Source organism: Pseudomonas sp. AC070, from assembly GCF_979258635.1.
The window spans coordinates 1700391-1722872 of the sequence record NZ_OZ409871.1 but is presented as its reverse complement, the minus strand read 5'-3'; the positions used below and the strand labels follow the sequence as shown (position 1 = coordinate 1722872).

Here is a 22482-nt window from a genome sequence, read left to right as displayed (position 1 = left end):
AAGGGGAAACGAATTGGAGGTTCTGCACAGATGATTGAACAATCACGACATGTTGCCAGCCGCACCGAAGCCCTGATCGAGCGGCTCGACAGCACCAGCGTGACGCCTCGCCGAGCCGGGCTTGAGCTGTCGATTGGCATTGTGTTGTGGCCGCGTTTTCCGCTGCTGTCGCTGTCCGGGCTCACCGACGCGCTGCGCCACGCCGCCGACATTGGCGACCAGAGCCGGCAAATTCGCTGCCAATGGAAAATCCTCGGCTTACCCGGCCAGCGCACCGTCGCCAGTTGCGGCTTCGATGTACCCACCGATGATGTGCTGAGCGAGCCGCAACGCTTCGACTACATAGCCGTGATCGGCGGCCTGCTCAACGGCGACAGCGAGGTGCCTGCCGCCTACTGGCGTTTTCTGCAGCAGGCGGCGGCCGCCAACATTCCCCTCATTGGCCTGTGCACCGGCAGTTTTGTGCTGGCCCAGGCCGGGTTGCTCGAAGGCCGCACGGCCTGTGTGCACGCCTACCACCGCGACGACTGGAAACGCCTGAACCCCGGCCTGCGCCAAGTGAATAACTGCGACTACTTGGTGGACGGCCCACGCATTACCTGCGCCGGCGGCATCTCGGTGGTGGAAATGGCCGTTTACCTGATCGGGCTGCACTGCGGCGCCGACCGCGCCGCGAAAGTCATTCACCAGATGACCGTGGCGAAAACCGCCAGCCCCGGCAGCATCGATAAACGCAAAGCCCTCGGTTACGCCAACCTGCCCAACCGCCGGGTGCGCGAAGCCGTGATGCTGATGGAAAAACACCTCGCCGAGCCGCTGGAAATCGACACCATCGCCACCCTTGTAGGCACCAGCAAGCGCCAACTCGAGCGCATCTTCGTGGAGCAAACGAGCAGCACGCCCAGCCAGTTTTACCGACAGATGCGCTTACGCTTTGGCCGTTGGTTGCTGGTGAGTTCGGATAGGCAGATCGGCGAAATCGCCTATGAATGTGGCTTCGCCGATGCACCGCACTTCATTCGCCACTTTCAGCGCGAATTCGGCATGTCGCCGGGCAAATTGCGCACCTTGCTGGAACGCGCAGGCTAGGTTCGACGCCGACGCTCGGCTGCCGTCGCGCAACAAGCCGACCCGTCGTTTGGCCTGCGCTGCTCACCGCTTCACAACTCCCCTCCATGTGTGAGTAAAAGCGGTGCAGCCACGCGCAAAAAGCGTGCGCCGTCGTAACGTTTTTTCTGATCGATTTGCAAAACTCCCCGCTCCAGAGCCTTCGCGCACCCTGGCCTTAATTTTGCTTTACATGTACATACAAGCTAATACATCGGCTTAATTTGGATACCTTTATGCATGACGTAGCAGTAATCGGTCTTGGCGCCATGGGCAGCGCCGCCGTGCATTTTCTGGCGCAGCGCGGGCTGAACGTGCTGGGCTTGGAAGCGGCGAAACCGGCCCATGCCGGCAGTTCATCGCACGGAGATAGCCGCCTGATTCGCCTGGGTTATTTCGAGGGCGATGATTACGTGCCGCTGGGCCGGCGCGCTTATGAAAACTGGCGCGCGCTGGAAGCGGCGTCCGGCGAGGCGGTGTTGCAGGTGACGGGCGTTTTGCACATCGGCCGTGCCGACAGCAAGATTGTGGACGGCACGCGTCGGGCGTGTGAGAACCATGAGCTGCCCTACACCCTGCTTAATGCGCAACGCGTTCGCGCGCAGTACCCGCAGTTCGCGTTGGCGGACGACGAGGTGGGTTTGTTCGAAGCCCAGGGCGGTTTTGTTCGGCCCGAGCGCGCGATTCGGGCGTTTCTGCGCCTCGCTGAAAACAACGGCGCCACGCTGCGCACAGGCGAGCGCGTTACCCACATCGACAGCGGCGATGCCGGCGTCACGCTGCATACCGAGTTCGGCCGCTATCAGGCACGCCGCGTGATCGTGGCCACCGGGCCGTGGATTGCCGAGTTGGTGCCGCAGTTGCGTGGCCGCGCGCAGCCGATCAAACAGGTGGTGGCCTGGTACCGCACGCCCGAGGGCGTGCAGGCCGCCCCCAGCCAAATGCCGGTGTTCCTGCGGGACCTCGGCCAGCAAGGTTCCTATTTTGGTTTTGGCGATATCGACGGCCACGGCATCAAGGTGGGCCTGCATTGCCATTTCCGCGAGCCCATCGACCCCAACCAGCCGAACCCGCCGGTGAACGCCGAAGACCTCAACTTGCTCGACAACTTCGTGGCCCGCTACCTGCCAGCGTGGGCGGGTCAGCGCCAGCGCGCCGACACCTGCCGCTACACCTTGCTGCCGAGCGAAGACTTCCTGGTCGATCTGCACCCCGAAGACCCCAACCTGGTGATTGCCTCGCCCTGTTCGGGCCACGGTTTCAAATTCGCCAGCGCCCTGGGCGAGGCCTTGGCCGACCTGGCAAGCGATGGCCACACGCAACTGCCGATTCAAAGCTTTTCGTTCCAGCGACACGGCTTTACCTGATGCATCGCTTTACTGCTGCGCCGTTATTCGAGCTTTTGATTCCATAACCAGGCCCACCCAACAGGATGATTCCGATGCTTAACGCGAAAAGACTTAGCGCTACCGCCCTCCTCACCCTTAGCGTGCTGGCGGCCGCGACGGCCAGCCAGGCCAAGGAATGGAACGCCGTAAAAATCGCCACCGAGGGCAGCTACGAGCCGTGGAACCTGACCCTGCCGGGCGGCAAGATCAGCGGCTTCGAGCCCGAGCTAATGGAGATTCTGTGCCAGCGCCTGAAGCTGAAGTGCGATGTTCAGGTGCAGAACTGGGACGGCATGATCGCTAGCCTCAACGCCGGCAAATTCGACGTGCTGATGGACGCCATCGTCATCACCCCCGAGCGCAAGGAAGTGATGGATTTCTCCATTCCCTACGCCCGCACACCCGCCAGCTTCGCCTCGATGGACGCCAACTTGCTGCCCGGTAAAACCGGCCAGGCCAACGCCCTGACCCTGAGCACCGACGCCGCGCAAATCAAGCCCGCCGTCGAAGCCCTGCGCAAAGCGCTGGATGGCAAAACCATCGGCATCGCATCGGGCACCGTGTACACGCCCTTTATCGACACTTACTTCAAAGACGTCGCCACCATCCGCGAATACAGCACCTCGGCCGACGCCGTGCTCGACCTGACCGCAGGCCGTATCGACGCAGTGTTCGACGACGTGACGTTCCTCAATTCCTTGATGGAAAAAGCCGACAACAAGGGCCTGGTGTACACCGGCCCAGAGATCGCCGGTCCGATCTGGGGCGAAGGCGAAGCCCTGGCGTTTCGCAAGGCCGACACCGACCTGAAAGCCAAATTCGACGGCGCATTGAAAGACGCCATCGCCGACGGCACGGTGAAAAAGCTCAGCGAAAAATGGTTCAAGGTCGACCTCACTCCATGAGTGCTCAGCCCGGTTAACGCCGGGCGCTTTGTTGAAAAGGAGACAGCATGAACCTTGTGCAATTGCTGGGTTTTAGCGATCAGGGTTGGGGCTCGGCGCTGTTACAGGCCGCCGGCATGACCCTTGTGCTCACCGCCGCCGCGCTGCTGGTGGGCGCGGTGTTCGGCGGCCTGGTGGCCGCGGCGAAACTGTCAAAACGGCGCATGTTGCGCTGGGTCGGCGAGCTGTATTCCATTCTGTTTCGCGGCATTCCGGAGCTGCTGATCATCTACCTGTTCTACTTCGGTGGCGGCACGATGGTCTCGGCCGTGGCAAGCCTGTTCGGCGGCAGCGGCTATGTCGACCTGCCGCCGTTCGCCATCGGCGCCCTGGCGGTGGGGCTGATTTCCGGCTCCTACCAAGCCGAGGTGTATCGCGGCGCCTACAAGGCCGTGTCAGTGGGTGAACTGGAAGCGGCGGCCGCTATCGGCATGAGCCCCGGCCAGCGGCTGCGCCATGTGCTTATTCCTCAGGTGATGCGTTATGCGCTGCCGGGGCTGGGCAACGTCTGGCAAATGACCCTCAAGGACTCTGCGCTGATTTCGGTAATCGGTCTGGTGGAGCTAATGCGCGCCAGTCAGGTAGCCGCGGGTTCAACGCGGCAGTACTTCACCTTTTACATCGTTGGCGGTATCGGCTACCTGCTGCTCACGTGGGCATCCAGCCGCGTGTTCAGCCGGGCCGAAGCGCGGGTGCGCCGCACCCAGCGCGCTAACTTCCTGTCGCCATAGAGGTTGACCCATGCTCGACCTGCCTTTCCTTACCAGCACCTTGCTGAAACTGCTGGCCGCGCTGCCCACCACGCTGAGCCTGTTCTTCGCGTCGTTGGTGGTGGGCCTCGCCTGGTCGTTGGTCATTGTCGCGATGCGCGTCAGCCGCTGGCCGTGGTTCAGCTTGCCGGCGCGCGGTTACATCGCCCTGTTTCGCGGCACGCCGCTGATGATTCAGATGTTCCTCATCTACTACGGCCTCGGGCAATTTCCGCTGGTGCGCGAAAGCTTCGCCTGGTCGGTGCTGCGCTCGCCTTATGGCTGCGCGATTGTGTCGCTGGCCTTGTGCACAGCCGGTTACACCGCCGAGATCATTCGCGGTGGCTTGCTGAGCGTGCCGCACGGGCAAATCGAAGCCGGCATGGCCATCGGCCTGTCCCGCTGGCAATTGCTGTACCGCATCATTCTGCCGGTGACCCTGCGCCAAGCCCTGCCGGCGTACTCCACCGAAGCGGTGCTGCTGGTGAAATCCACCGCACTGGCCAGCCTGCTGACCGTGTGGGACGTGACTGGCGTAGCCCAGCAAATCATCCAGCGCAGCTACCGCACCATGGAAGTGTTTGCCTGCGCGGCGCTGATTTACCTGGTGCTGAACTTCCTCGTCGTGCGCGCCGTGGGCTGGTTTGAAAGTCGCCTGGCCATTCCCGCCCGGCCCCGGCAAGACGCCAGCGCCTCGCCCGCCCCTGTTCCCTCCACCGAAAACAAGTTGCCTGGAGCGCCATGACATCTCCTGCCCCGACCCTCACGGTTGCCAATATCCATAAGTCTTACGGCAGCGCCCATGTGCTCAAAGGCATCGACCTGCAGGCCAACAAAGGCGACGTCATTTCCATACTCGGCGCCAGCGGCTCGGGTAAAAGTACCTTTCTTCGCTGCATCAACCTGCTGGAAACGCCCGACGAGGGCAGCATTCAAGTGGGCGATGAACACATCGCCCTGCATCGCAAACGCGACGGCTCCATGGCCGCGACCAACCGCAAACAGGTGGAGCGTATGCGGGCGCGTCTGGGCATGGTGTTTCAAAGCTTCAATTTGTGGTCGCACATGACCGTGCTGCAAAACGTGATGGAAGGCCCGCTGCGGGTGCTCAAGCGCCCTCGCGCTGAATGCCTGCACGACGCCGAACAGCTGCTGCAAAAAGTTGGTTTGTACGAGCGACGCGACTACTACCCGGCGCACCTGTCCGGCGGCCAACAACAACGCGTCGCCATCGCCCGCGCCCTGGCCATGAACCCGGAAGTACTGCTGTTCGATGAACCCACCTCGGCCCTCGATCCGGAGCTGGTCGGCGAAGTGCTGCGCGTGATGCGCAGTCTGGCCGAAGAAGGCCGCACCATGCTGGTGGTCACCCACGAAATGGGCTTTGCCCGGCATGTATCGAACCGCGTGGTGTTTATGCACCAAGGCCTGGTCGACGTTACCGGCACCCCGGATGAACTGTTCGACGGTCCTGCCAGCGAACGTTTCCGCCAATTCATTTCCAGCCACCAACTGCGGAGCACCGAATGATGTCGCCGGCGCTGTTGCCCCTGCCGACCCAACCCGCAACCCCGGTGGTGATCGACTGCACACCCTTGACCTTTCGCCAGGTGGTGGCAGTCGCTCGTCACGGCGCGCGCCTGGATTTGTCTCCACAAGCCTGGCAACGGGTGGAAGCCGCGCGGGCAATTGTTGAACACATTGTGCTGAGCGGCGAGCGGGCCTATGGCATCAACACCGGCCTGGGCGCGCTGTGCAACGTGGCCTTGCAAGGCGAGCAACTGGCGCAGCTCTCGCGCAACACCCTGCTCAGCCATGCCTGCGGCGTGGGTGCCGCGCTGCCCGTGGAGCAAACCCGCGCCATCATGTGCGCCGCCGTCAACAACTTCGCCCACGGCCGCTCGGGCTTGCAGCGCTCGGTGCTGCAAGGGCTGTTGGACTTGCTCAACCACGGCATCACCCCCTGCGTTCCGGCACAGGGTTCGGTGGGTTACCTCACCCACATGGCACACGTAGGCATCGCCTTGCTGGGCATGGGTGACGTCAGCTACCGCGGCCAACGCATCACTGCCGCCCAGGCCTTGGCCGACGCCAACCTGGCGCCCGTACAGCTTGCCGCCAAAGACGGCCTCAGCCTGGTAAACGGCACCCCCTGCATGACCGGGCTGGCCTGCCTCGCACTCGCCGACGCGTGGCAATTGGCAGACTGGGCAGACGTGATCGGCGCCATGAGTTTCGAAGCCCTGGGCGGCCAGCTCAACGCCTTTGACGAAGCGGTGCTCGCCCTTAAACCGCACCCCGGCATGCAACAGGTTGGCACCCATTTGCGCGCCCTGTTGGCCGGCAGCCAGCGCCTGGCCAGCCAGCGAAACCTGCGCACTCAGGACGCCCTGAGCATTCGCTCCATTCCACAAATACACGGCGCGTGCCGCGACCAGATCGCCCACGCCCAGGCGCAAATCAACATCGAACTGGCTTCGGTCAGCGACAACCCGCTGCTGCTCGGCACGCCCGACAACTACCGGGTGATGTCGCAAGCCAACCCCCATGGCGAATCGGTCGCCATGGCCGCCGACCTGTTGTGCATCGCCGTCGCCGAACTGGCCGGCGTCGCCGAGCGGCGCCTGGACCGGCTAATCAACCCGCTGGTCAGCGGCCTGCCCGCCTTTCTCGTGGCACAGCCTGGGGTCAACTCAGGAATGATGATTGCCCAATACGTCGCCGCCGCCCTGGTCGGCGAAAACCGCCAACTGGCCCAGCCGGCCGTGGTCGACAACTTCGTCACGTCCGGCCTGCAAGAAGATCACCTGAGCCTGGGCACCAGCGCCGCACTCAAGCTGCTCAAAGCCGTGGAAAACAGCTACCGCGTGCTTGCCATCGAATACCTGCTGGCCGGTCAGGCCTTCGAACTGCTCACCCTGGAAACCTTCGGCATCGGCACCGACCACGCCTGGCGCGGCCTGCGTCAACACGTACCGCCCTACGACCAGGACCGCTGGCTGGCACCCGACATCGAAACGGTGTTTCAGCTACTAAGAAATACCGAGGCGGTGTTGAACTGGCCTGACGTGGGAAGCGAGCCGCCGGGTGGGGATGGGACGGGTGAGGCGGCGTTTAGGCAGAGGGCGTAAGCGGGTTAAGGCGGCCTGGAAAGACGGACGATTTGCACGCTAAAAGCATCGCGGCTAAAGCCGCTCCCACAGACCGCACAGCCTGTAGGAGCGGCTTTAGCCGCGAGCTGTTTACTGCGAGGAGCACTGTCACCGGGATTTTGCTCTGCCATAAATCCAGCAAGTCCGTCGTTCTCACAGCATCAGAGGCGAGGAACGCTAACGGTGATCGGGTGCTCGGAAATAGCTCACACAGGGAAAGCGCGGAGGCTAGCGTCGTCCGCAAGCCTGGCGAGCAAGCGGGCATGCCGTCGCGTATCCTTGCACCTCTTGCCCCCACCCCAGGATGACCCATGGCGAAGATGACGCTCCCCTTTGCGTGTGCCCGGTTGAGAGAATACTTCTCACCGTTGGGCTTCGAGGCTGTACTTGAGTCGCCGACCTCGATGACCGCGCGGGTTTTCGATATCAAGACCGGCGAAGATTTCGCCGTCCTGGCCGGGTTGCCGTGGAGCGCCAGCGCCACGCAAGACGACCTGGTAACGATCGTGGAAGCGATTGAACAGGAGATGGAAATTCGCGAGCTGGTCTTCGACGCGCCCGCCACCAACTCACCGACGCAAACCTAAAAAACGGAGCCTTGGGGTCAGCTTGCGGCACCACGGTTAAGCGCTAAAACGAGGACAGGGAGTTCGTTGCATGTTGGTTGGTCATCGGTTTGAACGCACCGCGCAGGGTGACCTGCATATCCATTCGTACAACCGGGCGCAGACGATCGCCATCGTGCTGGCAGGCGCGGTCTCCGTCGCCGCGCCCGTGGCGTTTGTGGTGTTTGCCATCGTCAGCGACATTCCGGGACAGATGCACCCGCTGCACCTGCTCACACTCATTCTGGCGCTGCTGCTGATTCCGGCTATTTCGCTGATGATGGCGATATACATCGGCTCGCGTGAGACGTTTGTGTTCTCCCGCGAAGAGGGTGTGGGCAAGCAGCGTATGCAGAACTTTTTCGGCCGCCGCGAACGCATAACCACCTTTAAAATTCGAGGCCCCAAGCGCCTTGAACTTCGCCGCAATCGAGACGCCAAGCCGATTTATACCCAGCTGTGGCTGGTGATGCGCGACGGCCCCGAGCACCGCCTGACAACCTCCACGGTGCCCGTGGTGCCGGGCAGTAAACGCACGGATGCCTGGCTGCGCGAACTTGCCGACTACCTGGAAGTGCCGGTGCCTACCGAAGTCGTCGAGGTGGCCCCAGCAGGCTTGGCAGCCGCCTACCAGCCGGCTCCCGCACCGGCCCGAATGGCCTCAGCCAAGCGCACCCAACACAAGGGCAAAAAGCCGCCGGCGGAGCAAGAGCGCACGGAAAAAATAGGCGTTCCCGGCCGCATTCTGCTCGCCCTGATCGGCGCGTTCGTGGCCGTGCTGGAGCTGACACAGGTGATCGCCTTGGTGCGTGCGCTGTTTACCGGGGAGCTGCGCTTCAGCGGCGTGCGCTCGGGCACATCGCGCTTCTTCTTCGCCGAGCAACCGTGGACCTTTTCGTTCAACGTGCTGGTCGGCATTGGCGAGGTGTTGCTTCTTGGATTCATCGCCTGGGGCTGCCTGCGTATGGCGGTGCAGGGACGGATGAAAGCTGAACCTTGATGGGCGGGTTTAGCCGCTGCAAATGGCAGATTGAAAAGGCCACGAACTGCTCAATGGCATAACTGACCCGTCAGCGTTTTATGGCTTTCCGATACTCGCTTGGTGACTGTCCAAACCAGCGCCGCCGATGATCGGCATCGTTAACCGACGTTACGTTGAAACCGCGCAGCATCACTAGTAGCGAGCGGAGCGACGATTGGAGCGCAAACCCGAATGCGCTTGCCCACGTTGCGCCCGGTAGACGGCGCTGCGTCGTTACTTGACCTCAACCAGCCGCTGCGTCTGCGAGCCTTCCAGCGACAGATGAATAACCGCCGCTTTGCTCGGTGAATTCGCCTGATCGTCGGGGGTATTTTCCATTGCCGGAATGTCGATCAGCGTTTGTTCACCCGCCGGGTCGCTGACCAGTTTCGCCTCCAGCGTTTCAATCGCTCGCCAACTGTCGCCACCAATTCGCACCACATCGAGCAGGCTGTAATAGGGCACGTCTTGTTCGTCTTCGTCCGGGGTAAATGCCGCCAGGTATTGGCTGTAATTGTTGCCCATGCCGAAGCCCTCGACGGTGAACACCACCAGCGTGACCTGGCTTTCCTCGCCGGTGTTGAGTGTTTGCGTCATGGCCGCTTCCGGGTAGCCAGTGGCATAGCTGTCTTTAACCAGCGCCACCAATCGCTCGACCTGCTGCTCCAACGCTTTGGGAAGCGGCGCAGGCTCGGCGCCATGGGCAACGGTACAAACGAACAATAGGCTGGCGGCAAGCACACGCAGGTTCATGGCGAGAATCCGAAGGCGTTGAAGGGGGTGGGAATGCTAGCGCTTGGCACAGGCAACGTGCAGTGGCGCGTGGACGTTATTGTGAGGCTGCGCAAGGTCTGCGTTCGGCGAAGGCAAGCTGACCTATAAGTCCGCCCGCCTTGCTTGCTCACTGATTAGTTCTCTGTGGATAACAGATTGTGAAGCATGCAGCGCTCTATCCGGTGAGTAAGAGGCCGTAGCATGGCGACAACTTTTCCAGATGTCGCACTTCCTTTCGACATCATCACTCACGAGGTGAGCCATGCCTAAAGTCGTCCGATTTCACCGTACCGGTGGCGCTGACGTTCTGTCACTCGACGACGTTGCCGTACAAGCGCCGAACAGCAACGAGGTTCAGATCGAGGCGCAACAAAGGGGACAGATTTATTAAACGGCTCTAACTTAGAGTCGTTTAATAAATCTGTCCCCTTTTTCCTGTCCGATAGGTCGGTGATGCCTCGCTCGTCTCATCGTGTGAGTGTCGTACTTAGCCGGATTGCACCCAGCTTTGACGAAACGAGCGTATTGACGAGTGGATAGATGGTCTGGGGTATGCTGCCGGCTCGGAAAAAGGCAGTCCTCTCTCCGGAGCTGGACTTTATGTAAATGGAAAGAATGGCTATGCAACGAAAAAGCTGGGCGCAAGAAAACTGCCCGATGGCGCGCTCCGTCGATCTGATTGGTGAATGGGGAAGCCTTTTAATCATCCGAGAGGCCTTCGGCGGCGTGCGCCGCTTCGACGACTTCCAGGAACGGCTACAAATATCCCGCCACTTGCTTACTGAGCGCCTCAAGCGCCTGGTGGACGGCGGCGTGCTAGCGCGCCAACCGATTAGCGAAAATGCCCGGCGGCACGAGTACGTGCTAACGCCGATGGGCATAGACCTTTTCACCGTGGTCGTGGCCTTGCGTCAATGGGGTGACAGATGGCTGTTCCCCGAAGACGGCTACCCGGCTGACATGCTTGACGCCAGCGACGGCAGCGAAGTGGCGCCTCTGGAAGTACGTTCGGTAAACGGTCGCGCAGTACCGCTAGCCGACCTACGGCTCAAAGCCCACATTAGCAAGCAACATTGCCAGCAAAAATAGCCTGGTATTTCAGCAGAAGATTTTTGGATCAGATAAGTTCAATAACTAGACTATTGCAGATCATTCACCTACCTTGAATTTACTTTCAGAGGAGATCTGCAATGCGAGCGAGTTATCTGACCGCGTACGGCGGCAACGACGTTGTCTCATCCGGCGAACTGCCAGACCCGGTCCTTAGCGACGGCATGACGCTGGTTGAAATCAAGGCGGCGGGGGTCAATCCCGTTGAGCTTGCCATGCGTGCCGGCGGCTTCCAGCAAGTGCTGCCCTATTCCTTCCCTCAGGTGCCGGGCTTCGACGTGTCCGGTGTGGTGCGCGCGGTCAGTGGCCCTTCGAGGTTCCAGGTCGGTGATGAGGTTTACGCACGCATGGCCAATCGCGCGCCGGGTGCATATGCAGAACTCGCGGTGGTCGCCAGTGACTTGCTGGCCAAGAAACCCACGCAGATATCCCACATCGAAGCGGCCAGCCTGCCCACCGTGGCCCTGACCACCTGGCAAGCGTTCTTCGAACGCGCCAACCTTAAAAAAGGAGAGCGTGTTCTGATTCAAGCCGGCGCCGGTGGCGTAGGTACGTTTGCGATCCAGTTGGCCAAACACATTGGCGCGCATGTGACAGCCACTGCCGGTACCGCCAACCAGACGTTCCTGAAGGAACTCGGTGCCGACGTTGCTGTTGATTACACCAGCCAGCGTTTCGAAGACTTCGGCCCATTCGACGTGATCTACGACGGCGTGTGTGGCGACCTGGTCGAGCGCTCCATAAATGCGTTGGCGCCCGGCGGGCGTTATGTGGGCTTGGTGATGGTGGCCGATGCCCGCGCGTTAATGTCGCTGGGCCTACCAGAGGCGATTGCCAAGGTTGCTGCCGCAGGAGTAGCGAAATACGAAGCGCTTGCCGCCTCATGTGGCACCGAGTTCCATGGGCCGCTGACCAGACCGGACGCCATCCAGTTGGCAGAGATCGCAGAATTGATGGACGCCGACATTATTAAGCCGCACGTCAGCCGCGTGTTTGGGCTGAGCCAACTCAAGCAAGCCTATGAGGCAGTGGGTACCGGTCGCACGCGCGGCAAGCTGGTGCTCGACACCTCCAAGCTGATCGTAGAGGAGCTGACATGAGCAGCAATCAATTCCTCATTAAAGAGCTGTCTGACAAGCACTGGCTCATCGTCTTCGACCACCCGCCCTCCAACATCATCAACCCGGAAACAGTGCTGGAGTTTCAGGCGCTGGTGGACAAGATCGAAGCCAGCGATACATTGCAGGTAGTGGTCTTTGAAAGCACCAACCCCGATTACTTTTTCGGCCGCTACGACCTTGCGCGCGCTGACGAAACGCCGACCTCGGCCGGGCCTACGGGTTTTCCGACGTGGATAGATATGACAGTGCGTCTGAGCCAATTACCGGTGGTAAGCATTGCCAAAATCCGGGGCCGTACTCGCGGCGGTGGAGCTGAGCTGGCCGGAGCTATGGACATGCGTTTTGCGAGTCGGGAAAAGGCAGTTTTCGGCCAACCCGAAGTCGGGGCCGGCATAATTCCGGGAGGCGGTGCGCTCGACCGCTTACCGCCATTGCTAGGCCGCGCCCGCGCATTGGAGGTCATCCTTGGTAGCCTGGACTACGACGCCGCTACAGCCGAGCTCTATGGCTGGGTGAACCGGGCGCTGCCGGACGCGGAGCTTGACGCTCACGTCGACCTTATCGCGAGCCGCATCGCCTCATTCGACAGGCCCGCACTGGTAGCTGCCAAAGATTTCGTCAATCGGCGCACTCTGCCTGACCCCGAGGATTTGCTCGCTGTACAGGATCTGTTCCTTGGGCACGCCGCCAGCTGGCCGACCCTGCCAGAGCGAAGGGGGAAGATCTACGCCAAAGTCGTCGCTGTAGGAGCGGCGGAATTCGAACGCAACATGGGCAGGTATTTGGGGGAAGTCTGAGCCAGCCGGGCGAAAGGTTAGTCTGCCAACCCACACAATTAATCCACCAGGCGCGCTGATTGAATCACTGCAAACGAGAAGTTTCCGCATGGTATGGCGGCCGAGAGCGCTAAATATTGTTACAGCTTAGAAAAAAGGGGACGGACTTATTAAACAGCTCTGATTTAGAGTCGTTTAATAAATCCGTCCCCTTTTCCCCGCGCTCACCTCAAAGTCTTCCACAGTCCGTAAGAAAACTTCGAGAGATCGAGAAATAAATTTTTCGCGGTGATGCACGATGTGGAGCTGTCGCTTATTAGGCGCCAAGTCATGGTTCAACAACCTCAGCTTACCTTCCGCGATTGCATCGCTCACTACCCAGTAAGACAAACAGCTGATTCCGATTCCGGAAACGACCATTCGCTTAATGGCTTCGGAGCTACCGATCCGGCGAGCGTCGCTCCAGTCGCCAAGGTAGGGCAGTAGCCATTGAAGCACCTCATCAGCAGTTCCTGAGCCGTCCTCGCGAATCAGCCAAGTAGCGGCATTGAGGTCGTCTGAAGTCAGCTTTTCCTGAGCGGCAAGGGGATGATTTGAGGCTGCGATGATCACCAGTTCGTCCTCAAACCATGGACGAATCGTCAGCTCGGGTTGGCGGCACGGCCCCTCAATCAGGCCGATATCAATCGAAAGCTGTGCGGCTTGCTTGGCGATATCTGCACTGTTGCCCATGATGACATCGACTTGAATGCCCGGCGCTCGCGAAGCCAAACGTTCGATCAGCAGGGGCATGATGTAATTGCCAATTGTAGTGCTGCAACCGATCCTCATCCGAGCCGTCGTGTCCGTTTGAAAACCTTCTTCAATTTGTGCCGCCGCTTCCAGCAACCGGATGGCCTGAGGTAGAAGCGTTTGCCCGTTGTCATTCAGCACTAGGCGTCTGCCGACCCGATCAAATAACTGAGTGCCCAGCGCGCTTTCCAACTCCTGGAGGGCAGCGCTCGTAGCTGACTGGGACAAAGCCAGTGACAGACTCGCCCGGGTCGTCGAGCCGAGTTGAGCGATGCTTCGAAAAATGTCGAGCTGGCGGAGAGTCAGCTTCACGAACTTACCTATTAAGTGGGTATGGCATAGCGAAATTACCCGTTTTCCTAGATAAATTCACCCCGCTATTCTGTAGACACTGCTCCGATGAAGCACGCCGTGGAGGCACCATGCGAGACATCAGCTTGTCAAAACTAATGCAAGGAGGGCAGCCGCTGTCGGCGCTCTCAAATCCAAGAGAAGCGATCCGGCAGTTCACCCCGAACTGGTTCGCCGCCACGATGGGTACGGGCATCCTGGCGCTGGCGTTAGGACAGCTTCCAGGAGATATCGAGCTGCTGTCATACGCGGGAAAAGCACTTTGGCTGTTCAACATTGTGCTTTTCAGTGCCTTTACGCTTATGTACGCGGCACGTTGGGTTTTCTTTTTCAACGAAGCCAAGCAAATCTTTGGTCATTCAACCGTCTCTATGTTTTTCGGCACGATCCCGATGGGGCTGGCAACCATCATCAACGGCTTGATGCAGTATGGCGTGCCGACCTGGGGTGATGCCCTAATACCATTAGCCCATGGCCTGTGGTGGCTAGATGTCGCCATGGCACTGGCATGCGGTGTTCTAATTCCATTCATGATGTTCACGCGGCAAGAGCACAGCATCGACCAGATGACTGCTGTGTGGTTACTTCCCGTTGTCGCTGCGGAAGTCGCTGCCGCCAGTGGTGGGGTGATCGCTCCACATTTGGACGACGCGAGCGCGCAGTTCAATATGCTAATTACCAGCTACGTGCTGTGGGCCTATTCCGTCCCTGTAGCCTTGAGCATTCTGGTGATCCTGGTGCTACGCCTGGCGCTTCATAAACTGCCTCACGAGAACATGGCTGCATCATCGTGGTTATCGCTGGGGCCTATTGGAACAGGAGCGCTGGGCATGCTGGTCATCGGCGGCGACGCCCCTGCCATCTTTACCGCTCACGGCATGGCTAATGTTGGAGCCGTGGCAGCAGGGATTGGCCTGATCGCTGGCATTTTGTTCTGGGGCCTTGGCTTGTGGTGGATGCTCTTGGCACTGCTTATCACTGCTCGATATGCGAAAGGTGGTATTCCATTCAACTTGGGCTGGTGGGGCTTCACATTTCCTTTAGGCGTCTACGCCGTGACCACCTTGAAATTGGGCGTGATCTTGGACTTGGCATTTTTTGACGTTCTGGGTGTGATTTTGGTGTTGATGTTGGCGGTAATGTGGTTGGTGGTGGCGGCGAAGACCACCATAGGTGCTTACCGAGGGAATCTGTTCGTATCCCCCTGCATTGCTTCTCTCAAGGCAAAGCAGGCGCAGCGTTAATTCAAATCATGTATCCGCCTCGATGCCCGCGACAGCCTCGCAACGATAGCCTTGGCTGCATTGGGATTTGTACACACTGAAAGCGGGCTCGGTTGTGGCATTTCGAACAGGCTCAGGTGACCGCCTGTTACTTCATGAATCGGGGTCTGACTTGCTCATTTTGGTTCGTCCTCCTCGACTTTTTTCGGGGCGCTCACGGCGTTGCGCTGAGAGTGAAATTTATTGATGTCCGAAAGACGGATATCAGTCGGTAGGGCATGGCGGTGTTTGCTGTGGCCCACGCGTTGGGCGTGATAGATGCCGGTATGGCCGGACACCAGATAACTGGCGATGCAGGCAATCGCGGCAAGCAAAACAAAGGGGACCAAAACAAAGGGGACAGATTTATTAAACGGCTCTAACTTAGAGTCGTTTAATAAATCTGAACCACCCCCGATTTCTCGGACAGTTTAATTACGTACTTCATTCATCGCACTGAACTCCAGCGGTGTGCGGTATCCCAGGGCGCTGTGTATCCGCTGGCGGTTGTAAAAGACTTCGATGTAATCAAACACCTGAACGCGTGCCTGGTCACGGCTTGCGAAGTCTTCGTGGTGCGTCAGTTCTTGTTTCAACGAGCCGAAAAAGCTCTCCATAACGGCGTTGTCATACGGCATCCCCTTGCGGCTGGTGCTAACCACTAACTGTTCGGTTTCAAGCTGCTGCCGGTAAGCGTTGCTGGTGTATTGCACGCCTTGATCGCTGTGGTGAATCGTTTCTTGCGCTTGCCTGCGCCCTTGCAAGGCCATGTTTAAGGCTGCGCTGGCTAATTGTTGGTCGGCTCGCTCGCCCATTGCCCAGCCCGCGATTCGGCGGGTGTACAAATCCAGTATTGCCGCCAAATACAACCAGCCCTGACGAGTCGGTATGAAGGTTATGTCCGCTACCCAAACTCGATCACGACCGGGGCTGACAAATGGCCATTTCAATTTGTTTGGTGCAACTGCCTGACGTTGATAAGGCGCTCTTGCGTGCACATAACGCCGCCGACGGCGGCTCTGGATCTGGTTGATCTGACGTAACCGTTGCACTCGATTTCGCCCACACGTCTCTCCCTTTCTACGCAGCGCATGCCATATCCGCTCTGTTCCATAAGCCTCTCGACTTTGCGTATGCAACAGCCGTATTTGGCTCAACAGTCGGGCATTTTCTAGCTTGCGGGCGCTTGGTTTACGTCCGGCCCAAGCGTAGTAACCACTGGTGGAAACCGAGAGTACCTGGCACATCTTGCGCACCGAGGAAGTCTTTTGGCTTCTGATCCAGGCGTACTTCACGACAGCTCTCGTGCAAAGTACGCCGCCGCCTTTTTTAGAATCTCGTTCTCTTCCTTGAGCCGCGCGTTCTCACGTTTCAAGGTGCTTAGCTCATCGCTGCTGGCTTTCGGTCGGCCACTGCCTTGGAACGCTTGATCGCCCTTGTCTTGCATGTCTTGGGCCCATTTGTAGAGCCGGTTGCGTGGGATGCCTAACTCGCGAGCGACGACGGCGGCTGGCTTGCCGGATGTCTTCAAAAGACGGACAGCTTCGCGCTTGAACTCTGCTGTGAACCGATTACGTTGTTCCACCAAACACCTCCTCGGGGATTGTCCCCTTTCATGGGTGTCCGAAATATCGGGGGTGGTTCAGATTTATTAAACGACTCTAAATTAGAGCCGTTTAATAAATCTGTCCGCTTTTTTTGCCCCCTTTTTTCTACTAACTAGCACCTGCTCGGCAGCTAATCGCCATGCTTCAACATGTACTGAAGTAGTTCTTCATCATCGAACATCTGCTCTTCGCCATCCTCAAGAACGGACGCAAGATGCCAATGCTCCGCGTCTATATGAACAATGCGCAGCAGTTCCCCGGACTCAAGCCAAAGAACCGGGGACTTCACCACGCAACCAGCGGTTTGAAGCGAAACAATCAGCTCATGGACCGGCGAGTGGTCGAACTCCACGTTCCAGCCAACTTGCGCGGTGAACGCATCCACACGATGGGAGGTGACGGGCTCAGCGGCATATTCAAGAGCATTGAAAACCGAACGCAGCTCAGCGTTCACATCGTTTTCGAAAAGCGGTCTGGCTTCACTAATGTAAAACTCGACGAGCGAGGAAGCTGTGGCGGTTTCGTTACGCAGCAGGCAGTAAAATGCGCTTTCCATCAAAGGTTATCCGCTCAGATTCATTGATCGATTCGTAAACGCCGTCGAAGTAGGCTTGTAAGTCAGGCGCGAAATCGCGGGCAAAAAAGCGGCGACAGAAATCTATAAACCAAAGATCTTCGTAAGCAGATGACGCCCCAGCCCCCCCGCTGAAAAGAGCAAACAGGAATTGGCTGGCCCCTTCGTCAAACGTCTCTCTGTCGGCATCGAGTAACTCTAGCGTGAAATTTTTTTCGACCTCATTGAAAAGGACTGGTGAAAGACTTTCGGCAGCTTTCCCCCGATAGGCGAGGTGCCAGAAGACCCCTTGCAGGCGTCTGCGCAACTGCGACGGAGAAGCTAGAAAATCTCGATGAACGTACGCGATCATTTCCCAACGTTCTAGAAGCAGTGGGTACTCCAACAGCTTCCCGAACTTTATTGGAGAATCCATAAGATCCGTAATGGTCTCGCGGGAATGGGCTGATCCATACGCATCGAAATAGCGCCTGAACTCTTCCTCGGAGATAGTCGGTGCGCTGAGGCACAGAACTAAAGGCGCGAAAGCAGGAGTCATCCCTTCACCCCCTTCGCGCTGTAATCGCAACTCCCCTGTAAAGTGCAGGTGCTTCAGGCGTGTATCGAACTCTTTAGAAGCGCGCCCTACAAAACGGTCGCAAAATTCAGACACTTGATCGTATAAAGCACGACGCTCTGCCGAATTCGGATCGTCAAGATTTTTGTAAACCTGCGAAATAGTTTCTGTCATCAATCATCCTCCGTGCACATGCCGGCGCCTTCAGCGACGCTCTCAGCCAACTTTTTGCCTCGGTCAACCAGTTCTTCAGCAATAGTATCTTCGAGGTCCACCCCAATCAGTCGCTCAACAACTGATAAATAATAGAGCGACAAAGGGGAGTGATTTATTAAACGACTCTACTTAGAGCTATTTAATAAGTCTGTTCCTTTTGTTTGCATCCTATCCCCCCATCGGAAGAGACAGCGCGCCACAAAACATAACGGTGTTGCAAACAATGACTTGGCAAATCAAGAACCCGAAGCCGACGCTAAGAAACGCAATACCCGCAACAATCCACGGCAAGCTCGCTTTTAAACGAAACTTCAGCAACCACGCCGATACTGTTGCGCCAACGAGCATGCCTGGAACGGAGAACAAATGTCCCAGCCCCATGAGGCCGCCTTCGCGGCCCGCGTTTGATATGAGGGCCATGTAGATCACCAGCGTGCCGACCACGGCGGCAGTCGTTCCGGTTAGAAACAGGGCGCGCGCTCGAAGTATCAAGCCAGGAATCAGCATCATGATGGGTACGCCCAAGACGTACCAATAACCTAGGTACAGTGCGTTGCCAGCACTCGCCGCGTAAGCGAGTACCAGCGCGACCAAAACCGATGAAAAGACCAGATCTTCCCTAACGCCCATCTTCATTCCCTTTTGAGCTGTGTATTACCCATCTACCGGCCCGCCATCCCAAACACGGGCTCTACTGCCAGTCCCCAACAGCTCCTGTCCACTCTATTCCCGTCGCAAACCTCGCAACGCTAATGAAAGTAGCTGCGTGCGCACCCTCCCCGCCACGCCTCTCAAGCCCCATTACCGAGCGCCGATAACGCGATTTCAAGCTCTACCTTACGGAACGGTTTGGCGAGCCGCGCGAGGCTCGGGTCGAGTTCGTCCAGTTCGGCATAGCCGGAGACCAGCAGGATGGCAGTGCCGGGTCTGGAGGTGCTCACGCGTCTGGCTAAATCAGTGCCGCTGATGCCGGGCATCAAGTGGTCGGTGACGAGCAAATCAAATTGCTGCCCGGTGTCCAACAGGCGTAACGCTTCCTCGCCTGATCCGGCTTCGATCACGCAATAGCCCAGCTCAGTCAGCATGTAGGCGGTACTGGTGCGAACCAGTTCCTCATCGTCGACAAGCAGCGCCACACCGCGTGCGGATAGCGGCTCTGGTGCCAGAAAAACGGGGGCTGCGGTGGCCGGCGCTGCGGAGCTGCGGGGCAGCCAAAGCTCTACGGTCGTGCCTGATCCGGGCACGCTCTGAATGGTCAGCGCGCCGTCCAGCTGCGATGCCAAGCCATGAACCATCGAAAGCCCGAGGCCAGTGCCTTTGCCGATGCCCTTGGTGGAAAAGAACGGTTCAACCGCACGCGCAAGCGTTGCCGCATCCATGCCTACACCCGTGTCTGTCACGCACAGGCAAAGGTAGTCGCCCGGTTCCAGACCGGAGCTGTGACCTGCGCTCACCCACTCCACGCGAGCGGATATGCGCAGAATGCCGCCCTCGGGCATGGCGTCACGCGCGTTGACGGAGAGGGTCAGTAGCGCCATTTCGAGTTGGTTAGGATCGGCCATCGCGGCAGGAAGATTGTCCGCCGCATCGACCACCACTTTTATCTGCGGCCCGCTGGTGCTGGCGATCAGTTCGCCCATGTCGTTCACCAGCTTCACCACGTCGACCGGAACCGCTTGCAGTGGCTGACGTCGGGCGAATGCCAGCAGCCGGTGCACCAGGGTTTTGGCACGGTCGGCCGATTGCATGGCGCCGCTGATCAGCCGCTGTTCGCGCTCGCCGCCTACGCCCCTGCGTTGCAGCAAGTCGAGGGTGCCAACGATTGGGGTGAGCAGGTTGTTAAAGTCGTGGGCAACGCCGCCGGTAAGCTGCCCCATGGCTTCCATTTTTTGGCTCTGACGCAGCGCCGCTTGCACTTCTTCGCGCTCGGCAACGGCCCGGGCGATTCTGCTTTCTAGGTTGGCATTGAGTTCGCGCAGTTGCTCTTCCGCCGCTTTGCGCGCGGTGATGTCGACTGCCGTTCCGGTCACTCGCAAGCAGCGCCCGGCGGCATCGAACACGCCCCGGCCCTTGGCCGCTACCCAGCGAATAACGCCATCCTCTCTGCCGACCGTACGGTAGTCGACGTCATACAGCGCGCGCAGCTCAGGGTCGGCGGCGGCGGCGAAGGCCTCGATGGTGGCTTGTCGATCGTCGGGGTGCAGGCCGTCGTAAAAGTCGTCAATCGTTACGGGCACGTCCGGTGAAATACCAAATATCGCCTTGGTGCGCGCCGGCCAGATGAGCGCGTTTTGAACATTATCCACGTCCCAGAAGCCCACCTCGGCATGGTCGACGGCCAGGCGCAAGCGCTCCTCACTCTCGCGCAGGCGCATCTCCGCGCCGACTCGTTCAACATGCGCCCAGCAGCGTTCCACCACTTCACGAATCAGAGAAATTTCAGCCGGGGTCCATTCTCGTGGCTGGTTGTGATGCACCGCCATCATGGCTGTGAGCCGGCCGTCTTTGACCAGTGGGCAGCAGATGATGGCGTCGATGCCGATGGCTTGAAACGTCTCGCGTCCATCTTCGGCTGCCAACTCGGCAGTAACGTGGTGGACCACCAGCGTGCGGCCGGTGCGCATATCCGCCGCCGCCCGTGAGCCGAAGAGATCGAGGCTATACGCACCGACCGAGCTGTCGATGTTTGGCGCGGTGTAGTCGCTGCGAATCCAGAAGCGGTCCTGGTCGGCATCCACATCGGCATAGGCGCAGCGCGACACGTTAAGCCTGCGCCCCAGCAGGCTGGTCGCGGCGAGCATCGCGTCTTCGGCTTGGCGAATGTTGAACAGTTGGTTGTCGAGTTCATCGAGAAACCGCAAGCGCGCCGCGCTCTCTTGCAGGGCCGCGTCCGCTTCGTGCTCGACGGTACGGTCGCGGAAAATTTTCACGAAACCGCCATGATCCATGGCAAGCGGCATCATCAGCCCGGAACCCCAGAAGCGCGTGCCGTTTTTGCGCACATGCCAGCGCTCGTTAATGGCGCGCCCCTGATGCTGAGCAAGTTCAAGCTCGCCGTAAAACACACCCGCGGCCCGATCGGAGGCCGTATAGAACAGATCCCCCGCGCAGCCCAACACCTCCTGCCCGTTATAGCCGACGATCCGCTGCGCGCCGATGTTCCAGCTGGTGACCGTGCCTTGGGCATCAAAGGTGATGATGGCGAAATCCTCGGCGCCCTCGACAATCTGGCGGTAGCGCGCCTCGCTGATCCGAATCGCGGCTTGCGCGCGAGCCCGGTGCACGATCAGGCCGATTGTTTGCACAACGAAGTCAACGATTTCGGTGTCCGCTGGCAGCGGCTTGCGGGGTTCCGGGTGAAGCAATACGAACGTGCCGAGCACACCGCCCTGCGCCGAACAAATTGAGGTGGACCAGCACAGGTTCAGCCCCTGTTCGCCGGCCAGCGTCTGGAATCCCGACCATAACGGGGCGTGCGCAGCATCGGCGTCAGAGCGTATGAGCATGGCGGCGGCGTCGGCGCACGCAGGTGGCAAGCTAGGCGCGGCGCAGTGCTGCACCTGCGCGCCGTCCTCGTCGAAGAGCAAAATGGCGCCGACAAACCCCGACGGCGACAACACCTCAACCTCGCGGACCATGGCGTCCAGTGCAACGTGAAGTGAATGTTCCTCTACCGCCACTTCCAGAATGCGGTTCTGCGCAGCTCTTTGTTCAGCTGCACGGTTGCGTGCTTGGGTGAGCCGCGCATTTTCAATGGCGATGGTGGCAAGCCGCGCCAGACTTTCCAGGCGCTGGATCGTGGCGTTGTCCGGGGTGTGAACCTCGGACCAGTACGCACCGAGCGCCGCAACCGCCGCCGGCCTACCGATCGGCACCATCACCAGGCTGCGAACGAAAGTCCGCGCGTAGGCTTCTTGCGGAATGCGCGAGTCCAGACGGATGTCAGGGATGACCACCGTCTCACCGTGACGCATGGCCCAGCCTGAAATGCAGTGGTCTGCGGGAAAGCTCTGGCCTTGCCACAGCTCAGCCACTGCGTCTTCGGCTACATACGAACAGAAGCCGTCGTCAGCGATAACCACGGTAATGCCTTGTGCGCCGACGGTAGCTCGCGCGGTGTCGCGCAGCACGTCCACCACCTCGTCCACCGTGCCGGCCATTACCAGCCGCTCACTGGCGTTCAGCACATGCGACAAGCGCTCATCGCTGTCTGTATCTACCGGAACAGAAGGCAAACCGATCTCCCTAAAAACGCTGCAGAAGTCTTTTCCGCAGACTGCAAACGTCTGCAGAACAGGCCCTTCCCCAGCCGGGCAGGACCTGGAATCAGTTTCGCAGAAAAGCGCTCAGGGCGTCATTCACACGTTGAACATCGCG

At 59.4% G+C, this 22482-nt stretch carries 23 protein-coding genes and 1 pseudogene; 14 read left to right on the top strand and 10 right to left on the bottom strand.

The window, feature by feature from the left end; all coding sequences use genetic code 11:
• Nucleotides 1-30: 30 nt before the first annotated feature.
• The 9 genes from ACZZ0Q_RS07730 to ACZZ0Q_RS07690 all read left to right on the top strand — a co-directional run bounded on the left by ACZZ0Q_RS07730 (nucleotide 31) and on the right by ACZZ0Q_RS07690 (nucleotide 8945).
• Complete coding sequence (locus ACZZ0Q_RS07730) at nucleotides 31-1089, top strand: GlxA family transcriptional regulator (protein ID WP_463539478.1); 1059 nt, start codon at nucleotides 31-33, stop codon at nucleotides 1087-1089.
• A 254-nt stretch (nucleotides 1090-1343) separates the two neighbouring features.
• Complete coding sequence (gene solA / locus ACZZ0Q_RS07725) at nucleotides 1344-2474, top strand: N-methyl-L-tryptophan oxidase (RefSeq protein ID WP_463539479.1); 1131 nt, start codon at nucleotides 1344-1346, stop codon at nucleotides 2472-2474.
• A 74-nt stretch (nucleotides 2475-2548) separates the two neighbouring features.
• The gene (locus tag ACZZ0Q_RS07720; RefSeq protein WP_463539480.1) at nucleotides 2549-3400 is read left to right on the top strand and encodes a transporter substrate-binding domain-containing protein; all 852 of its coding nucleotides are present in this window, start codon (nucleotides 2549-2551) and stop codon (nucleotides 3398-3400) included.
• A gap of 47 nt (nucleotides 3401-3447) precedes the next feature.
• Nucleotides 3448-4170: an ABC transporter permease gene (locus ACZZ0Q_RS07715; RefSeq protein WP_463539481.1), complete on the top strand. Its 723-nt coding sequence runs from the start codon at nucleotides 3448-3450 to the stop codon at nucleotides 4168-4170.
• Nucleotides 4171-4180: 10 nt separating this feature from the next.
• Entirely contained in the window at nucleotides 4181-4933 is a 753-nt protein-coding gene (locus ACZZ0Q_RS07710; protein WP_122493616.1) for an ABC transporter permease subunit, read from the top strand.
• Nucleotides 4930-5718 carry an ABC transporter ATP-binding protein gene (locus ACZZ0Q_RS07705; RefSeq protein WP_463539482.1) on the top strand — a complete coding sequence of 263 codons (789 nt, stop codon included), beginning with the start codon at nucleotides 4930-4932 and terminating at the stop codon, nucleotides 5716-5718. The genes ACZZ0Q_RS07710 and ACZZ0Q_RS07705 overlap by 4 nt, the downstream gene beginning before the upstream one ends.
• Nucleotides 5718-7319 carry an HAL/PAL/TAL family ammonia-lyase gene (locus ACZZ0Q_RS07700; protein ID WP_463542217.1) on the top strand — a complete coding sequence of 534 codons (1602 nt, stop codon included), beginning with the start codon at nucleotides 5718-5720 and terminating at the stop codon, nucleotides 7317-7319. The genes ACZZ0Q_RS07705 and ACZZ0Q_RS07700 overlap by 1 nt, the downstream gene beginning before the upstream one ends.
• A gap of 332 nt (nucleotides 7320-7651) precedes the next feature.
• Entirely contained in the window at nucleotides 7652-7927 is a 276-nt protein-coding gene (locus ACZZ0Q_RS07695; RefSeq protein ID WP_463539483.1) for a DUF1652 domain-containing protein, read from the top strand.
• A gap of 70 nt (nucleotides 7928-7997) precedes the next feature.
• A complete protein-coding gene (locus tag ACZZ0Q_RS07690; protein ID WP_463539484.1) occupies nucleotides 7998-8945 on the top strand; it encodes a hypothetical protein in 948 nt (315 codons plus the stop codon).
• A gap of 255 nt (nucleotides 8946-9200) precedes the next feature.
• Here ACZZ0Q_RS07690 and ACZZ0Q_RS07685 read toward each other — a convergent pair whose 3' ends face one another.
• Nucleotides 9201-9719, bottom strand: a complete 519-nt coding sequence (locus ACZZ0Q_RS07685; protein WP_463539485.1) for a hypothetical protein — start codon at nucleotides 9717-9719, stop codon at nucleotides 9201-9203.
• 283 nt (nucleotides 9720-10002) lie between these two features.
• On the opposite strand from ACZZ0Q_RS07685, the gene ACZZ0Q_RS07680 reads away from it, so the two are divergent.
• A complete protein-coding gene (locus ACZZ0Q_RS07680; protein ID WP_463539486.1) occupies nucleotides 10003-10131 on the top strand; it encodes a hypothetical protein in 129 nt (42 codons plus the stop codon).
• Nucleotides 10132-10196: 65 nt separating this feature from the next.
• Here ACZZ0Q_RS07680 and ACZZ0Q_RS07675 read toward each other — a convergent pair.
• Nucleotides 10197-10346: pseudogene (locus ACZZ0Q_RS07675) on the bottom strand (integrase); the annotation flags it as partial.
• Nucleotides 10347-10361: 15 nt separating this feature from the next.
• Between ACZZ0Q_RS07675 and ACZZ0Q_RS07670 the strand changes: the two are divergent.
• The 3 genes from ACZZ0Q_RS07670 (at nucleotide 10362) to ACZZ0Q_RS07660 (ending at nucleotide 12768) form a co-directional block, all read left to right on the top strand.
• Nucleotides 10362-10829 carry a winged helix-turn-helix transcriptional regulator gene (locus ACZZ0Q_RS07670; RefSeq protein ID WP_463539487.1) on the top strand — a complete coding sequence of 156 codons (468 nt, stop codon included), beginning with the start codon at nucleotides 10362-10364 and terminating at the stop codon, nucleotides 10827-10829.
• Between the two features lie 101 nt (nucleotides 10830-10930).
• On the top strand, nucleotides 10931-11950 hold the full coding sequence (locus ACZZ0Q_RS07665; protein WP_463539488.1) for an NADP-dependent oxidoreductase: 1020 nt from the start codon (nucleotides 10931-10933) through the stop codon (nucleotides 11948-11950).
• On the top strand, nucleotides 11947-12768 hold the full coding sequence (locus tag ACZZ0Q_RS07660; protein WP_463539489.1) for an enoyl-CoA hydratase/isomerase family protein: 822 nt from the start codon (nucleotides 11947-11949) through the stop codon (nucleotides 12766-12768). The genes ACZZ0Q_RS07665 and ACZZ0Q_RS07660 overlap by 4 nt, the downstream gene beginning before the upstream one ends.
• Before the next feature lie 174 nt (nucleotides 12769-12942).
• Here the strand turns inward: ACZZ0Q_RS07660 and ACZZ0Q_RS07655 are convergent, their stop codons facing one another.
• A complete protein-coding gene (locus tag ACZZ0Q_RS07655) occupies nucleotides 12943-13851 on the bottom strand; it encodes a LysR family transcriptional regulator (protein WP_463539490.1) in 909 nt (302 codons plus the stop codon).
• Nucleotides 13852-13961: 110 nt separating this feature from the next.
• Here ACZZ0Q_RS07655 and ACZZ0Q_RS07650 point away from each other — a divergent pair, with 110 nt between their 5' ends.
• Nucleotides 13962-15134 carry a TDT family transporter gene (locus ACZZ0Q_RS07650; RefSeq protein ID WP_463539491.1) on the top strand — a complete coding sequence of 391 codons (1173 nt, stop codon included), beginning with the start codon at nucleotides 13962-13964 and terminating at the stop codon, nucleotides 15132-15134.
• Nucleotides 15135-15289: 155 nt separating this feature from the next.
• On the opposite strand, the gene ACZZ0Q_RS07645 is transcribed toward ACZZ0Q_RS07650, so the two are convergent.
• The 7 genes from ACZZ0Q_RS07645 to ACZZ0Q_RS07615 form a co-directional block, all read right to left on the bottom strand.
• Nucleotides 15290-15487 carry a hypothetical protein gene (locus tag ACZZ0Q_RS07645; protein ID WP_463539492.1) on the bottom strand — a complete coding sequence of 66 codons (198 nt, stop codon included), beginning with the start codon at nucleotides 15485-15487 and terminating at the stop codon, nucleotides 15290-15292.
• A gap of 96 nt (nucleotides 15488-15583) precedes the next feature.
• On the bottom strand, nucleotides 15584-16447 hold the full coding sequence (locus ACZZ0Q_RS07640; protein WP_463539365.1) for an IS3 family transposase: 864 nt from the start codon (nucleotides 16445-16447) through the stop codon (nucleotides 15584-15586).
• Nucleotides 16444-16737: a transposase gene (locus tag ACZZ0Q_RS07635; protein WP_463549378.1), complete on the bottom strand. Its 294-nt coding sequence runs from the start codon at nucleotides 16735-16737 to the stop codon at nucleotides 16444-16446. Before ACZZ0Q_RS07635 ends, ACZZ0Q_RS07640 begins: the two co-directional genes overlap by 4 nt.
• A gap of 152 nt (nucleotides 16738-16889) precedes the next feature.
• Nucleotides 16890-17315 (bottom strand): hypothetical protein, encoded by a 426-nt coding sequence (locus ACZZ0Q_RS07630; RefSeq protein WP_463539493.1) that lies wholly within the window; start codon nucleotides 17313-17315, stop codon nucleotides 16890-16892.
• Nucleotides 17284-18063, bottom strand: a complete 780-nt coding sequence (locus ACZZ0Q_RS07625; RefSeq protein ID WP_463560432.1) for a hypothetical protein — start codon at nucleotides 18061-18063, stop codon at nucleotides 17284-17286. Before ACZZ0Q_RS07625 ends, ACZZ0Q_RS07630 begins: the two co-directional genes overlap by 32 nt.
• A 210-nt stretch (nucleotides 18064-18273) precedes the next feature.
• Nucleotides 18274-18735, bottom strand: a complete 462-nt coding sequence (locus ACZZ0Q_RS07620) for a hypothetical protein (protein ID WP_463560431.1) — start codon at nucleotides 18733-18735, stop codon at nucleotides 18274-18276.
• 161 nt (nucleotides 18736-18896) lie between these two features.
• Nucleotides 18897-22340: a PAS domain S-box protein gene (locus tag ACZZ0Q_RS07615; protein ID WP_463539496.1), complete on the bottom strand. Its 3444-nt coding sequence runs from the start codon at nucleotides 22338-22340 to the stop codon at nucleotides 18897-18899.
• Nucleotides 22341-22482 lie beyond the last annotated feature (142 nt).

Bases quoted from the DNA above. Each gene is read 5' to 3' on its own strand.
- ACZZ0Q_RS07730 (WP_463539478.1), top strand. From the start codon at position 31: ATGATTGAACAATCACGACATGTTGCCAGCCGCACCGAAGCCCTGATC.
- solA (WP_463539479.1), top strand. From the start codon at position 1,344: ATGCATGACGTAGCAGTAATCGGTCTTGGCGCCATGGGCAGCGCCGCC.
- ACZZ0Q_RS07720 (WP_463539480.1), top strand. From the start codon at position 2,549: ATGCTTAACGCGAAAAGACTTAGCGCTACCGCCCTCCTCACCCTTAGC.
- ACZZ0Q_RS07715 (WP_463539481.1), top strand. From the start codon at position 3,448: ATGAACCTTGTGCAATTGCTGGGTTTTAGCGATCAGGGTTGGGGCTCG.
- ACZZ0Q_RS07710 (WP_122493616.1), top strand. From the start codon at position 4,181: ATGCTCGACCTGCCTTTCCTTACCAGCACCTTGCTGAAACTGCTGGCC.
- ACZZ0Q_RS07705 (WP_463539482.1), top strand. From the start codon at position 4,930: ATGACATCTCCTGCCCCGACCCTCACGGTTGCCAATATCCATAAGTCT.
- ACZZ0Q_RS07700 (WP_463542217.1), top strand. From the start codon at position 5,718: ATGTCGCCGGCGCTGTTGCCCCTGCCGACCCAACCCGCAACCCCGGTG.
- ACZZ0Q_RS07695 (WP_463539483.1), top strand. From the start codon at position 7,652: ATGGCGAAGATGACGCTCCCCTTTGCGTGTGCCCGGTTGAGAGAATAC.
- ACZZ0Q_RS07690 (WP_463539484.1), top strand. From the start codon at position 7,998: ATGTTGGTTGGTCATCGGTTTGAACGCACCGCGCAGGGTGACCTGCAT.
- ACZZ0Q_RS07685 (WP_463539485.1), bottom strand. From the start codon at position 9,719: ATGAACCTGCGTGTGCTTGCCGCCAGCCTATTGTTCGTTTGTACCGTT.
- ACZZ0Q_RS07680 (WP_463539486.1), top strand. From the start codon at position 10,003: ATGCCTAAAGTCGTCCGATTTCACCGTACCGGTGGCGCTGACGTTCTG.
- ACZZ0Q_RS07670 (WP_463539487.1), top strand. From the start codon at position 10,362: ATGCAACGAAAAAGCTGGGCGCAAGAAAACTGCCCGATGGCGCGCTCC.
- ACZZ0Q_RS07665 (WP_463539488.1), top strand. From the start codon at position 10,931: ATGCGAGCGAGTTATCTGACCGCGTACGGCGGCAACGACGTTGTCTCA.
- ACZZ0Q_RS07660 (WP_463539489.1), top strand. From the start codon at position 11,947: ATGAGCAGCAATCAATTCCTCATTAAAGAGCTGTCTGACAAGCACTGG.
- ACZZ0Q_RS07650 (WP_463539491.1), top strand. From the start codon at position 13,962: ATGCGAGACATCAGCTTGTCAAAACTAATGCAAGGAGGGCAGCCGCTG.
- ACZZ0Q_RS07630 (WP_463539493.1), bottom strand. From the start codon at position 17,315: ATGGAAAGCGCATTTTACTGCCTGCTGCGTAACGAAACCGCCACAGCT.
- ACZZ0Q_RS07625 (WP_463560432.1), bottom strand. From the start codon at position 18,063: ATGACAGAAACTATTTCGCAGGTTTACAAAAATCTTGACGATCCGAAT.
- ACZZ0Q_RS07620 (WP_463560431.1), bottom strand. From the start codon at position 18,735: ATGGGCGTTAGGGAAGATCTGGTCTTTTCATCGGTTTTGGTCGCGCTG.